The sequence below is a fragment of the Gordonia amarae NBRC 15530 genome, from assembly GCF_000241345.1.
Taxonomy (GTDB): Bacteria; Actinomycetota; Actinomycetes; order Mycobacteriales; family Mycobacteriaceae; genus Gordonia; species Gordonia amarae.
In genome coordinates, this window is sequence record NZ_BAED01000048.1 from 106,014 (window position 1) to 120,220 (window position 14,207).

Sequence of the window (14,207 nt, forward strand, 5' to 3'; positions counted from 1 at the left end):
CCTGAGTCATATGACAACCGAATCGCCCGGCGCGCAGCGTACCGTCACCACCCGGCCGTGGGTCGCGCTGATGGCGTTGTGCGTGGGCTTCTTCATGATCCTGGTGGACATGACGATCGTGGCCGTCGCGCAGCCTCAGATCATGGAATCCCTGGGCACCGACGTCAACGGTGTGGTGTGGGTGACCAGCGCCTACCTGCTCACCTACGCGGTGCCACTGCTCGTCACCGGCCGCCTCGGCGACAAGTTCGGCCCGAAGCGGGTGTATCAGGCGGGTCTGCTGGTGTTCACACTCGCCAGCCTGTGGTGCGGACTGTCCGGGTCGATCGGCGAGCTGATCGCGGCTCGAGCGCTCCAGGGTCTGGGCGCCTCGCTCATCACCCCGCAGACGATGGCACTGATCACCCGCATCTTCCCACCGGAGAAGCGGGGCACGGCGATGGGCGTGTGGGGCACCGTCGCGGGCGTCGCGACGCTCGTCGGCCCGCTGCTCGGCGGTGTGCTCACCGACGGCCTCGGCTGGGAATGGATCTTCTTCGTCAACCTGCCGGTAGGCGCGATCGGTCTCGTTCTGGCGGCAACCCTCGTCCCGACAGTCGACACCCACGACCACCGGTTCGACCTCCTCGGGGTGGTGCTGTCGGCGGTCGGCATGTTCGCGCTCATCTTCGGCATCCAGGAGGGTGAGAAGAACGACTGGGCGTGGTGGATCTGGACGCTGATCGCCGGCGGCATCGTGGTGCTCGGGGTGTTCGTCTACTGGCAGTCGAGGATCCGCACCGAACCGCTGTTGCCGCTAGGACTGTTCCGGGACCGCAACTTCACCCTGTCCAACCTGGGCATCGCGTCGATGGGCTTCGCGGTGTCGGGCCTGATGATCCCGATCATGTTCTTCCTGCAGTTGGTCGGCGGAATGTCACCCACCCAGTCGGCGGGGATGATGGTGCCGCAGGCGGTCATCACCGGAGTCCTCGCCCCGGTGGTGGGCCGGATCCTGGACCGGGTCGATCCGCGCGTCATCATCTGCACGGGACTGGCGCTGGCCGCCATCTCGATGGGCTGGCTGGGTCTGGCGGTCAGGCCGGCCACGCCGGTCTGGGTAATCCTGATCCCGATGGCGCTCATGGGTGTCGCCTCGGCCGGTATCTGGGCGCCGCTGGCCGCCACCGCGACCCGCAACCTCCCGTGGCATCAGGCAGGTGCCGGTGCGGGCGTGTACAACACCACCCGGCTCATCGGCTCCGTGCTCGGTTCGGCGATGGTGGGCGCACTCATCCAGACCCGGCTCGCGGCCGAACTGCCCACCGGCGTCGGCACCGAGAGCGCACAGGGCACGGTCGAGCGGTTGCCGGAGTTCCTGCGCGACGGCTTCTCGACCGCGATGGGGCAGTCGATCTATCTGCCCGCGGCGGTGCTGGTGCTCGGAGTGGTCGTCACCTCATTCCTGCAGCGGCCAGCCTCGGCGTATCGCGACGGCGCGTCGGCCGTGGCTCCCGAAGGCGCCCCCGAACCCGCGGGTGAGAAGAGTCGCTGACCGTTCCGCGACGGCCGCCCCCGGGCTTTCGTAATCCGGGGGCCGCGCCGTATGCGGGGATTGTCGTACGCGGCTCGTAGGATCGGGGATCAGTGACCGGTGACCATCCTGGTTGCCGTCACCAGCCAGTACGCCCGTAGGGGAACCACCGCGAGCCAGAGAAGGAGCGTCGATGACGGCGTCGTTGTTCGACCTGCCCGAGTTCGAGCCGCTTCCCGGCATGGAGTCCCTCGCCCCCACACGGCGGTCCAAGGCGCCCCGGCTGGTCACCGAGCCGGCTCAGGAGGTCGCCTCCGCCGCACCCGAACCCTCTGCGCCCGGACCCTCTGCGCCGGAACCCTCTGCGCCGGAACCCTCTGCGCCGGAACCCACTGTGCCGGAACCTTCAGCGCCCGAACCGCCCGTCGCCCCACCGGCGACGGCACATACAGTCACATTCGTCCACACCGCCGACTGGCAGATCGGCATGACCCGGCACTACCTCGACGCCGACGCCGCCCACGCGTACGCAGCCGCCCGGCGAGACGCGATTGCCCGCATCGGTGCCGTCGCCCGCGAGGCCGGCGCCGAGTTCATCGTCGTCAGCGGCGACGTCTTCGAGGATCACCGGGTGTCGGACAAGACGATCCGGCAGACGATGGACGTCCTCGCCGGCTGTGGCATGCCGGTGTACCTGCTGCCCGGCAACCACGACACCGCCGACCCGGCCGGCGTGTACCGCTCGCGCGCATTCCTCGACGCCGGGCCCGCCAACGTCACCGTGCTGTCGGCCGACGGGACCGTCCGGGTGCGCGAGGGCATCGAGCTCGTGCCCGCGCCGTGGGCGCACAAACATCCGCTCACCGACCTGGTCAACACCCAGATCGAACGCGCCGGAACCAACGACGGCAACGTGATCCGCATCGTCGTCGGGCACGGCGGCGTCGACACGATCGTGCCCGGCGACGATCCGGCACTGATCTCGGTCGACGCGCTGGAACGGGCCGTCGGGTCGGGGCTGGTCGACTACGTGGCCCTGGGCGACAGACATTCGGTCACCGATATCGGTGCGAGCGGGCGCATCTGGTACTCGGGAGCGCACGAGGTCACCAACTTCGACCACATCGAGGCCGACCCCGGCAATGTTCTGGTGGTCACCCTGCGCCGCGAGGGCGCAGACCGCGACATCGAGGTCACCCCACACCGGGTGGGCGAGTGGAGTTTCCGCAGCATCACCCGCGACATCACCGGCGCCGACGACATCGACGCGTTGCGCGGTCAACTCGAAGCCATCACGGACAAGACCCGTGTCGTGGTGCAGCTGGGTCTGGTCGGGTCGGTCACCATCGCCGAGCAAGCGCTCCTGGAGGAGATGCTCGAGGCGTTCCGGGACCGATTCGCCGCGCTGGTGCCGTGGGTCAAGAACGACGACCTCACCGTCGTCGGCGCCGAATCCGACGTCGACTCACTGGGTTTGTCCGGATATGCCACCGAGGCCGCGCATGAGCTGCTCGATGTCGCGGACTCCGCCGACGATGTGGCGCCCACCGCCCGTGACGCGCTCGCCCTGCTGCGCAGACTGGCCTCGCGATGAGACTGCACCGGCTGGCGCTGCGCGACTTCCGGGGTATCGGCGAGCGGGAGGTGCGGTTCGCCGACGAGGGTGTGACGGTGGTCGAGGGCCGCAACGAGGCCGGCAAGTCGTCGATGATCGAGGCGCTCGATATGCTCCTGAAGTACCGGGACAGCAGCAAATCCGCCGCGGTGCGCTCGATCATGCCCTCCGGGCGCGACGTCGGATCCGAGGTTGAGGCCGAGATCAGCTGCGGTAAATGGCATTTCACCTACTTCAAACGCTTCAATAAACAGCCGGCGACAACGCTGACCGTGCTCGAACCCACTCCGGAGCAACTCACCGGCCGCGACGCGCACGATCGGGTCGACGAGATCCTCGACTCGACCGTCGACAGGGCGCTGTTCGACGCGCTCAAGCTGTTGCAGTCGGGCACCGATCCGGCGCTCACCGATCTGTCGGCCGCGGCGGCGTTGTCACGAGCACTCGACCGGGTCGCCTCCGGCGGCGGTGACCCGGCCGGTTCCAGCGATGCGTCCGATGCCGTCGACACTGAAGACGACACCGTACTCCTGGATGCGGTCACCGAGGAATACGGGCGGTACCACACCCTCAAACAGGGCAAGCCGACCGGCGAACTGGCCACGGCCACCGCCCGGTCCACCGCGGCCGGCGAACGGTACGAGCGGCTGCGCCGGGCGCGCGAGGTGCTCGACGACGACATCGAACGACTGCGGGAGGCGGTCTCGCGCCGCGGCGAACTACAGCGCGCGGCCGAACTCCTGCGTGCCGATCAGGAGCAGGTCGACACCGTGTGGCAGGCAGCCCAGGCCGTGCTCTCGAAGGTGGCCGACGCCGCGCAGAACGTCGGTCACCGCCGGACGGCGCTGACGCTTGCCGAGCGGGTGCTGGACGAGCGCACCGATATCCGGCGGCAGCGGGCCGCCGCGGCCGCGGAGGCTGCCGACCTCGACGAGCAACTCGCCGGGATCGTCGCCGACGCCGCGCGGGCGCTGTCGGAGGCGACCGCCCTGGAAAGTGAATTATACTCGGCCAGAAAGGTTCTCGATAGCCTTCGGGAGCAGTTGAGTGCGGCCCGGCATGCGCAGAAGCGGGAGCGGCTGACCGCCGAGGTCGCCGAACTCACCGACAAACTCGACAAACTCGCCGGTCTCGGAGCCGAACTCGACGCCGTCGACGGCGAGTTGGCAACGCACACCGTGGATGCCGAGGTCGCGGCGGCGGCGCAGGCGCTGGCCGGCCGCATCGATGTGGCGCGCGGGCGGTTGGAGGCGGCATCGGCGACGCTGCGGGTCGAGATGCTGGGTGACCTGCCCGTGACGGTCGACGGTGCCGCCGTCGGCAACGGTGACGCCGCCGAGTTCGTGGCCGTCGCGGACCGGGTCATCGAGGCGGACGGCGTGGTGCGGGTGACGGTGCGGCGCAGCGTCGACACCCGATCGCTTGCCGAGGAACTCGACCGGTTGCAGTGGTCGGCCCAGAACCTGTGTGACACACACGGTCTGACCGATCTGTCGCAGGCCACGGCGAAGGCTGCCGCGCGCACCGATCTCGCCCACAAGCGGGCGCTGATCTGTGAACGCCGCGACGGGCTGCTCAAGTGGAAGACCGTCGCCGAGATCCGGGACTGGCGCGATGTGGTGCGCGCCGAACTGGACGGGCTCCCCGAAGCCGAGGCGTCGCAACAGGAATCGGTCGACGACCTCGTCGAGGCCGAGCGCGCGCAGGCCGATCTTGTGGGCCGGGCGCATGCGGCCGCGGTGCGGCGCCGGTCGGAGGCATCGGCGCTGGGGGAGCGGCAGGAGTCGCTGTCCGCCCGGCGTGACCGGGCCGGTAAGCAGGTCGACGACCTGGATGCCCGGCTGGCGGAACTGGTGTTCGCGTTGCCCGACGACGAGGCCACCGAGGCGGCCCGACGTGCCCGCGACGACCTCAAGGCCGCACTCGAGGCGCAGACGCGGCTCGCGGCCCAGGCCGCCGAACTCGATGCCGCCGGAATCGAGTTGCGGCGTGAGCAGATCGCCCGCGACATCGCCCACGGCGACGCTGAACTCGACGCCGTCGGGCATCTGATCACCGAACTGAGCACCAAACTCGAGGTGTACCGCAGTGAGTCCCGCCTCGACGAGTTCGATGAGGCGCAGGCCGAATGGGAGGAGGCCTGCGCGGTACTGCGCCGCGTCACCCGCCGCGCCGAGGCCGCAAAGCTGTTGTACGAGACGCTGACCCGGGCACGTCTGGCATCACGGGCCAAATATGCCGATCCGTTCACCCGCCGCCTCGACCAGCTCGGCGCCATAGTTTTCGGCGACTCGGTCCGCTTCGACGTCGACGACGACCTCAACGTGGTCTCCCGCACCGTCGACGGAGTCACCGTGCCCCGTGACGACCTGTCCGGCGGCGCCAAGGAGCAACTCGGCCTGCTGTCCCGCCTCGCCTGCGCCTCCCTGGTTGATCGTGCCGACGGCGTGCCGGTGATCATCGACGACGCCCTCGGCTACAGCGACCCCGACCGCATCGCGGCCATGGCCTCGGTGCTCACCGAGGCCGGCCGCGACGCCCAGGTGATCGTCCTGACCTGCAGCCCGCAGCGTTACGCCGACGTCCGCGACGCCCACGTCGTCACCGTCTGACCCTTCCACCCATAACCGCAACCTCCTCCGCACACGAAGGGTGGATCTTCCGGTACCGGGTGGAAATACCCGATGACCATAGGGTTTGGGGAGTTCGGTATCGGTACGCTACTCTGACTCTCGCCCAATGAGCCCCCCTAGCTCAGGGGATAGAGCGTCTGCCTCCGGAGCAGAAGGTCGCAGGTTCGAATCCTGCGGGGGGCACAGAATTTCTTTCGCGAGTTTTCTTCGCATCCGAGTTGCCTCATCTACAGGTACGGCTCGGTCAGCATCTCCAGGTAGTGGCCGGACGGGTCCTTGAAGTAGACCCGGCGGCCTTCGTCGGTGCTGATCTCCCCGGGACGCCGCATCTGCGGGTCGGCCCAGTGCTCCACCTCGTGATCCACCAGATACCGGTAGCCGCGGTCGAATTCGGCGTCGTCCATGAGGAACGCCATGTGGATGGCGTCGTTGACCGGGGCCGGGGCGAACTGCAGCAGGGTGTGGTCATCGAGTAGGAGATTGATGAACGGCCCCCAGTTGGGTGCCTCCCGGGCGCCGAGGACTGCTCTGTAAAACTCCGCTGACTCCGCGGGATTGTGCGCACCGATGATTGTGTGATTGAAACTTACTGCCACGAAACCACTTTCGTGTTCGGCGCCTCCATGCCTGACGCGGTCCGCCACCGGCACGCGACGCTGCCACTGATCCTACGTCCGGCCCGTATATGCGGCAATCATCTGTAATGTAAAGAAATCCCAACATCGGTTCCATTGCCGCTCGATGTTGGGATTTCTTGTCATCGGTCACTCGGATGTCTAATGTCGGGATATGTCAACATCGGACGACTTCGAGGTCACGGCAGAGTCCGCCGCGGGCCTGGGCCGCGCGATTCGTGCGGCGCGTCTCGAACATGGTCTGACACAGGCGGAACTCGCCGAACGGGCTCTCACCAATCGCTTCTCCATCACCCAGATCGAGAAGGGGGAGACCACCAAGGCGGTGGAGAAACTGTTCGACGCCCTCGCCGCGCTCGATCTCGAGTTGGTGGTGCGGCCGCGGCAGGGCTGGCGGACATCGTGATGGCGCTGGACATCTGGCTGAACGGACGGCTGACGGCGCACATAGTTTCCCAAGGCCCGCGGCGGCAAGATGTCGATCGAGTACACGGACTCCGGACGCGACGGATACCGGGACGGCGCGCCGATCCTGTCGTGGTCGCTGCCATCGGTTGCGGCGCCGCAACCGCCGGCGGTGTCCCGGGTGTACCTCGAAGGACTGCTGCCGGAAGGTAGGGCGCTGGCCGCCGCCGCCCGGCTGCGAGGCGTCGGCCTCGACCTGACGGGCGCACCGGCCACACCGGGTGACGTGGTGGCCCTGCTCGCTGAGTACGGCCGCGAATGCGCCGGGGCTGTCACGGTGATGCCCGCCGACGAAGGGCCGCCGGGGCCTGGGCACCACGGAAAGAACTACCGCACCGTCGGCGGGCCCGCGGAAACAGTGATCGACACGATCCGGACACGGGTGCGCCGGCTGGAGTCCGGGGAGCGATTGGGCGGTCCACGCCGAACACCCCGCCGTGCCTCCGGCACTCTCGATCAGATCTCGGCGGACAGGCGCCGGTAGCCGTTGAGAATGTCTTATCTACCCGGTTCGGAGGGTCGCTCGCGAGTGGCCGCCTGCCCCGGGTGGAGTCGATTGTCCCGGCAAGGGACCCGGAACATAGGATGAATACCCGTGACTCCTGCCGCCCTCGCTGCGCTTCTCCGCGAGATAACGCTGACCGTCGTGACCGATCGGGGACTCGATATCTCGCTGGTGCCCGAGACCGTCGTCGTCGAGCGTCCCCGCAACGCCGACCACGGTGACTACGCCACCAATATCGCCCTGCAACTGGGCAAACGCCTCGGCGTGGTGCCGCGTGAGTTCGCCGGCTGGCTCGCCGACGCGTTCGCCGCCGCCGACGGCATCGACAAGGCCGAGGTCGCCGGCCCCGGCTTCGTCAACGTGTGGCTCGCCGCCGCCGCGCAGAACACCGTCGTCGACTCCGTCCTGGCCAAGGGCGGCGAGTACGGGCGCGGCTCCGAACTGTCCGGCACCTCGATCAACCTGGAGTTCGTCTCCGCCAACCCCACCGGCCCCATCCACCTCGGCGGTACCCGCTGGGCAGCCGTCGGTGACGCGCTGGGCCGGGTGTTCGCCGCCCGCGGCGCCGCGGTGACGCGCGAGTACTACTTCAACGACCACGGCGGCCAGATCGACAGGTTCGCCCGGTCGCTGGAGGCCTCCGCGCTGGGTGAGCCCACCCCCGAGGACGGTTACGCGGGCGACTACATCGCCGAGATCGCCGGCCAGGTGGTCGCCGCGGTGCCCGGCGTGCTCGAGCAGCAGGGCGACGAGCGCCGCGAAACGTTCCGCGCCCAGGGAGTGGAGCTGATGTTCGACCAGATCAAGCGGAGCCTGCACGAGTTCGGCACCGACTTCGATGTGTACACCCACGAGAACTCGATGTTCGAGTCCGGTCTCGTCGACACCTGCATCGAACAGCTCAAGGCCAACGGCAACCTGTACGAGAAGGACGGCGCGTGGTGGCTGCGCACCACCGACTTCGGCGACGACAAGGACCGGGTGGTCATCAAGAGCGACGGTGAGGCCGCCTACATCGCCGGTGACATCGCCTACTTCCGGGACAAGCGCAACCGCGGCTTCGACCTGTGCGTCTACATGCTCGGCGCCGACCACCACGGCTACATCAAGCGGCTCAAAGCCGCCGCGGCGGCACTGGGCGATGACCCGGCCACCGTCGAGGTCCTGATCGGGCAGATGGTGAACCTGGTCAAGGATGGCAAGCCGGTGCGGATGAGCAAGCGCGCAGGCAACGTGATCACCATGGACGACCTCGTCGGTGCTGTCGGTGTCGACGGCGCGCGATACTCGCTGATCCGCTCGTCCGTGGACGTCAATATCGACATCGACCTCGACCTGCTGGTCAAGCAGTCCAACGACAACCCCGTGTACTACGTCCAGTACGCACACGCCCGGCTCTCGGCTTTGGCCCGCAACGCCGCCGAACTGGGCCTCGGGCGCAGCGCCGACAACCTCGGTCTGCTCGACGATCCGGCCGAAGGCGACCTGATCCGCACCATCGGCGACTTCGACGAGGTGGTCGCGACCGCGGCCGAACTGCGCGAACCGCATCGCGTGTGCCGGTACCTGGAGTCGCTGGCCGGCGCTTACCACCGCTTCTACGCCCGCTGCCGCGTCCTGCCGCAGGGCGACGAGGAGGCAGGTGACATCCACCGCGCCCGGCTGGCCCTGTGCGAGGCGACCCGGCAGGTGCTGGCCAACGGCCTGGACCTGGTCGGCGTGAGCGCACCGGAGCGGATGTGAGTCCCGCGCATCCGGCCGGGCCCCGGCACGCGGACATCCCGGCGGCGCCCCACCTGGCCGAGCGTCCCAACGATCCGGCGGTTCTCGCGGAGATTCCCGCGAATGTGTGGCCGCGCAACGCTGTTCGCGACGGCTCCGGTGAGCTGACGCTAGCCGGTGTGCCGGTGGGCGATCTGGCCCGCGAGTACGGAACACCGCTGTTCGTGGTGGACGAGAAGGACTTCCGATCCCGCTGCGCCGACATGATCGGCGCGTTCGGGCAGTACGGCCGCGTGCACTACGCGTCGAAGGCGTTCCTGAGCACCGAGATCGCGCGCTGGGTGAACGAGGAGGGCCTGTGCCTGGACGTGTGCTCGGGCGGCGAACTGGCCGTCGCGCTGCACGCCGGGTTCCCTGCCGAACGAATCGCGTTGCACGGCAACAACAAGAGCTCCGCCGAACTCGCCGCTGCGCTCGACGCCGGTGTCGGCCACATCGTGCTCGACTCACTGACCGAGATCGACCGGCTCGACGCACTCGCGGGTGAGCGCGGCGCCGTCGCCGACGTTCTCGTGCGGATCACCGTCGGCGTGGAGGCGCACACCCACGAATTCATCGCCACCGCCCACGAGGACCAGAAGTTCGGGTTCGCGCTGTCCGGTGGCGTGGCGATGGACGCGGTGCGCCGGGTGTTCGCCACCGACAACCTGCGGCTGGTGGGTCTGCACAGCCACATCGGTTCGCAGATCTTCGACATGGACGGTTTCGAGCTGGCCGCGCACCGTGTGCTCGGGCTGCTCAAGGAGATCGTCTCCGAGTTCGGCGTCGACAAGACCGCCCAGCTGGAGATCATCGATCTCGGTGGGGGCCTGGGGATCTCGTACCTCGAAGAGGATGATCCGCTGCCGGTCAAGGACGTCGCCGACACCCTGGCCGACATCGTCCGGCGCGAGTCGGCCGCCGTGGGACTGCCGATGCCCACCCTGGCCGTCGAGCCGGGCCGGGCTATCGCCGGGCCCGGCACCGTCACCGTGTACGAGGTCGGGACCATCAAGGATGTCGAACTCGAGCGGGGCGCGATCCGGCGTTACGTCTCCGTCGACGGTGGGATGAGTGACAATATCCGCACCGTGCTGTACCAGGCCGAGTACGACGTACGATTGGTCTCGCGTGTATCGTCGGCGCCCGCGGTGGTGAGCCGCGTGGTGGGCAAACACTGCGAGAGCGGCGACGTCGTCATCAAGGACTGCTGGCTGCCGGGTGACCTGCGGCCGGGCGACCTGCTGGCCGTGGCGGCGACGGGGGCATACTGCTACTCGATGTCGAGCCGGTACAACATGGTGATGCGCCCGCCGGTGGTTGCCGTCGCCGACGGCGCATCGCGACTGCTGATCCGTCGGGAGACGATCGAAGACTTCTTGCGACTGGAGGTGTCCAAGTGACCGAAGCCGTTCAGAACCGGCCGGCCATCGGTGTGGCCGTGCTCGGCATGGGCAATGTCGGTGCCGAGGTCGTGCGCATCCTGGAGGAGAACGCCGACGACCTGCGTGCCCGCGTCGGTGCGCCGCTGGAGATCCGTGGCGTCGCGGTGCGTGACCTGTCCAAGCCCCGCAAGATCGATTCGGCGCTGCTCACCACCGACGCCGCCGCCCTGGTCGCCCGCGACGACGTCGACATCGTCGTCGAGCTCGTCGGCGGTATCGATCCGGCACGCGAACTGATCCGTACCGCGCTGACCGGCGGAAAGTCCGTGGTCTCGGCCAATAAGGCGCTGCTGGCCGACTACACGGGCGAACTGGCCGGCGCCGCCGCCGACGCCAAGGTCGACCTGTACTTCGAGGCAGCGGTGGCCGGTGCGATCCCGGTGATCCGGCCGCTGATGCAGTCGCTGGCCGGTGACAAGGTGGAGCGGGTCGCCGGAATCGTCAACGGCACCACCAACTTCATCCTCTCGGCGATGGACGAGACCGGTGCCGGCTACGACGAGACCCTCGCGGAGGCCGGACGCCTCGGTTACGCGGAGGCCGATCCCACCGCCGATGTCGGCGGCTACGATGCGGCGGCCAAGGCCGCGATCCTGGCCTCGATCGCGTTCCACACCCGGGTCACGGCCGCCGACGTGTACCGCGAAGGCATCACGGAGGTCACCGCCGACGATCTGGCCGCGGCCAAGAAGTTCGACTGCACGGTGAAGCTCCTCGCCATCTGCGAGCGTGTCGTCGGCGACGGCGGCGAGCGGGTCTCCGCCCGCGTCTACCCGGCGCTGGTCCCGCTGTCCCATCCGCTGGCCTCGGTCAACGGCGCGTTCAATGCCGTCGTGGTGGAGGCCGAGAACGCGGGCCGGCTGATGTTCTACGGCCAGGGTGCCGGTGGCGCACCCACCGCCTCGGCCGTGATGGGCGATCTGGTGATGGCGGCACGTAACAAGGTGCACGGCGGTCGCGGGCCGCTGGAATCCACCTATGCCGAACTTCCGGTCGCCTCCATCGACGACGTGCCGACCCGGTACTACGTGTCGATGCGGGTCGCCGACCGGCCAGGGGTCCTCGCCCAGGTGGCGGGAGAATTCTCCAAGCGTGCGGTGAGCATCGCCGCCGTGCGGCAGGAAGGCGCGGGCGACGACGCCCGGCTGATCGTCGTGACCCATCGCGCACCCGACCGCGCACAGTCGGAAACCGTTGCGGCACTGGAAGACATGGATGCGGTGATCAAGGTATCCAGCGTCCTCCGAATGGAAGGAACCGATGACTGACGTGAGCCCTACCCCCGTTCACCGCGCCTGGCCCGGCCTCGTTGAGGCCTACCGCTCGCGGATGCCCGTCGAAGCCGACTGGAAGATCGTGACGTTGCTGGAGGGCGGCACCCCACTGGTATCCGCGCCGCACCTGTCCGAGCTCACCGGCTGCGAGGTGTACCTCAAGGTGGAGGGCCTGAACCCGACCGGCTCCTTCAAGGACCGTGGGATGACGATGGCCGTCACCACCGCCGTCAACAACGGCAAGCGTGCGGTGCTGTGCGCATCCACGGGCAACACGTCGGCGTCGGCGGCCGCCTACGCGACCCGTGCGGGCATCACCTGCGCCGTGCTGATCCCCGAGGGCAAGATCGCCATGGGCAAACTCGCTCAGGCTGTTATGCACGGCGCCAAGATCATTCAGGTGCAGGGCAACTTCGACGACTGCCTCGAACTGGCCCGTAAGGTCACCGCGGACTTCCCGGAGATCGAACTGGTGAACTCGGTCAACCCGGCCCGGATCGAGGGCCAGAAGACCGCCGCGTTCGAGATCGTCGACGTGCTGGGCCGCGCGCCCGATGTGCACGCGCTGCCCGTGGGCAACGCCGGCAACATCACCGCGTACTGGAAGGGCTACCGCGAGTACCACGCCGACGGCATCAGCGACAGCCTGCCGCGGATGCTGGGCGTGCAGGCCGCGGGCGCCGCTCCGCTGGTCAACGGCGCCCCGGTGAAGAACCCGGAAACCATCGCCACCGCGATCCGCATCGGCTCGCCGGCGAGCTGGAATCAGGCTGTGGCCGCCAAGGACGAGTCGAACGGACAGTTCCGGGCCGCGACCGACGAGAAATTGCTGGAGGCCTACCGGCTGGTCGCGGGCAACGAGGGCGTCTTCGTGGAGCCCGCGTCGGCGGCCAGTGTCGCCGGGCTGCTCGCCGCCCACGCCGACGGCTGGATTGAGCCGGGCAGCACCGTCGTGTGCACGGTGACCGGAAACGGTCTCAAGGACCCGGATACGGCGCTGTCCGGAATGCCAGAGGTGAACGCCATCCCGGTCGATCCGGTCGCGGTTGCGGATGCCCTCGGTGTCGGCTGATCTGGAGATGGCCGGCGACGTCATGCCGGAGGCGCCCTCGTCCGTCGGGGGTGCCGATACCGTTCTGCCCGAGGGGCTTTCGGTGCGCGTGCGGGTCCCTGCGTCCAGTGCCAACCTGGGGCCGGGCTTCGACTGCCTCGGGATCGCGCTGGGTGTGTATGACGAGCTGACCGTCGAGACGACGGCGTCGGGCATCCAGATCGACGCCGTCGGTGAGGGTGCGGCCGACATTCCGCGCGACGAGCGGCATCTGGTGGCGCGGGCGGTGCGCCGCGGCCTGGAATACGGCGGCGCGAGCGCGCGCGGCCTCGCCCTGCGGTGCGTCAACGCGATCCCGCATTCGCGGGGTCTGGGATCGTCTGCGGCAGCGGCCGTGTCCGGTTTCGCCGCCGCGTCCGGCCTGCTCGCCGCCGCCGGGGTGCGCGCACCGTTCACAGACGCCGAACTCGTGCAGCTCGCCGGCGAGTTCGAGGGTCACCCCGACAACGCGGCCGCGAGCGTGCTCGGCGGAGCGGTCGTGACCTGGACCGACAGCCCGCTGGAGGCGAATCCCGACGGCGTGGTGGCCACCGGCGACGTCTACCTCGCCCGTCGGCTCGAGGTCCACCCCGACATCCGGGCCACGGTGTTCGTGCCCGAGACGGAGTCATCGACCTCGCACACCCGGGGATTGTTGCCCGATTCCGTCCCGCGTACCGACGCGGTCTTCAACTTGTCGCGTTCGGCACTCACGGTGGTGGCGCTGACCACAGCCCCGGAATGCCTGGTCGACGCGACCGTCGACCGGCTGCACCAGCCGTACCGGGCCCCGTCGATGCCGCAGACCGCCGAACTCGTCGCGGCCCTGCGGAAACGGGGCTACGCCGCGATGGTGTCGGGAGCCGGCCCGTCGGTGCTGATTCTCGGTGCGCTCCCGGTGACCGACGATGTGGTGGCGCTGGCACACGGTATCGGATTCGCCACCTGGCCCGTCGATGTTGCGCAGGGCGTCGAGATCTCCTGGTGAGAAGCACCTCCGAACTGGTGTGATGTCCGTCGGTTGTGTTTTCGCGCGTGTTGCCCGTAGTATCCGGAAACGGCCAGCGTATTATGGGCTTCGGCCGCGCAGAGTTTTCTGCCACGCTTCTCTTCCGCAATCCGGCACATCTCTTCCCGGACACCTCACCGGGGTGCGGCCGATGTGAACAGCCGCCCGGGCACGAGCCGAGTGTCACCCGCTGCGGAGCATGAAGAAGCGGGATTCTCGTGGCGCATGCCCCAAAATAGCTTCCCTGCCGACGTCCACCCGG

Annotated in this window: 11 protein-coding genes and 1 tRNA gene; 11 read left to right on the top strand and 1 reads right to left on the bottom strand. The window is 68.6% G+C overall.

What is annotated here, in order from left to right:
- Window positions 1–10: 10 nt before the first annotated feature.
- The 4 genes from GOAMR_RS13705 (at window position 11) to GOAMR_RS13720 (ending at window position 5,944) form a co-directional block, all read left to right on the top strand.
- Window positions 11–1,534, top strand: a complete 1,524-nt coding sequence (locus tag GOAMR_RS13705) for an MFS transporter (RefSeq protein WP_040515259.1) — start codon at window positions 11–13, stop codon at window positions 1,532–1,534.
- A 172-nt stretch (window positions 1,535–1,706) separates the two neighbouring features.
- A complete protein-coding gene (locus GOAMR_RS13710) occupies window positions 1,707–3,107 on the top strand; it encodes a metallophosphoesterase family protein (RefSeq protein ID WP_005188732.1) in 1,401 nt (466 codons plus the stop codon).
- On the top strand, window positions 3,104–5,740 hold the full coding sequence (locus GOAMR_RS13715) for an AAA family ATPase (protein WP_005188738.1): 2,637 nt from the start codon (window positions 3,104–3,106) through the stop codon (window positions 5,738–5,740). The genes GOAMR_RS13710 and GOAMR_RS13715 overlap by 4 nt, the downstream gene beginning before the upstream one ends.
- 131 nt (window positions 5,741–5,871) lie before the next feature.
- A tRNA-Arg gene (locus tag GOAMR_RS13720) sits at window positions 5,872–5,944 on the top strand.
- Between the two features lie 44 nt (window positions 5,945–5,988).
- Here the strand turns inward: GOAMR_RS13720 and GOAMR_RS13725 are convergent.
- Entirely contained in the window at window positions 5,989–6,357 is a 369-nt protein-coding gene (locus GOAMR_RS13725) for a VOC family protein (protein WP_005188740.1), read from the bottom strand.
- Window positions 6,358–6,550: 193 nt separating this feature from the next.
- Between GOAMR_RS13725 and GOAMR_RS13730 the strand changes: the two genes are divergently transcribed.
- The 7 genes from GOAMR_RS13730 (at window position 6,551) to thrB (ending at window position 13,924) form a co-directional block, all read left to right on the top strand.
- Complete coding sequence (locus tag GOAMR_RS13730; RefSeq protein WP_005188743.1) at window positions 6,551–6,802, top strand: helix-turn-helix transcriptional regulator; 252 nt, start codon at window positions 6,551–6,553, stop codon at window positions 6,800–6,802.
- A 69-nt stretch (window positions 6,803–6,871) separates the two neighbouring features.
- Window positions 6,872–7,345 (top strand): HipA N-terminal domain-containing protein, encoded by a 474-nt coding sequence (locus GOAMR_RS13735; protein ID WP_005188746.1) that lies wholly within the window; start codon window positions 6,872–6,874, stop codon window positions 7,343–7,345.
- A 111-nt stretch (window positions 7,346–7,456) separates the two neighbouring features.
- Window positions 7,457–9,109: an arginine--tRNA ligase gene (argS, locus tag GOAMR_RS13740; protein WP_005188749.1), complete on the top strand. Its 1,653-nt coding sequence runs from the start codon at window positions 7,457–7,459 to the stop codon at window positions 9,107–9,109.
- Entirely contained in the window at window positions 9,106–10,530 is a 1,425-nt protein-coding gene (lysA, locus tag GOAMR_RS13745) for a diaminopimelate decarboxylase (RefSeq protein WP_005188751.1), read from the top strand. The genes argS and lysA overlap by 4 nt, the downstream gene beginning before the upstream one ends.
- Window positions 10,527–11,840 carry a homoserine dehydrogenase gene (locus GOAMR_RS13750; RefSeq protein WP_005188753.1) on the top strand — a complete coding sequence of 438 codons (1,314 nt, stop codon included), beginning with the start codon at window positions 10,527–10,529 and terminating at the stop codon, window positions 11,838–11,840. Before lysA ends, GOAMR_RS13750 begins: the two co-directional genes overlap by 4 nt.
- Window positions 11,833–12,918: a threonine synthase gene (gene thrC / locus GOAMR_RS13755; protein WP_005188754.1), complete on the top strand. Its 1,086-nt coding sequence runs from the start codon at window positions 11,833–11,835 to the stop codon at window positions 12,916–12,918. Before GOAMR_RS13750 ends, thrC begins: the two co-directional genes overlap by 8 nt.
- Window positions 12,899–13,924, top strand: a complete 1,026-nt coding sequence (gene thrB, locus GOAMR_RS13760) for a homoserine kinase (protein WP_040515261.1) — start codon at window positions 12,899–12,901, stop codon at window positions 13,922–13,924. The genes thrC and thrB overlap by 20 nt, the downstream gene beginning before the upstream one ends.
- Window positions 13,925–14,207 lie beyond the last annotated feature (283 nt).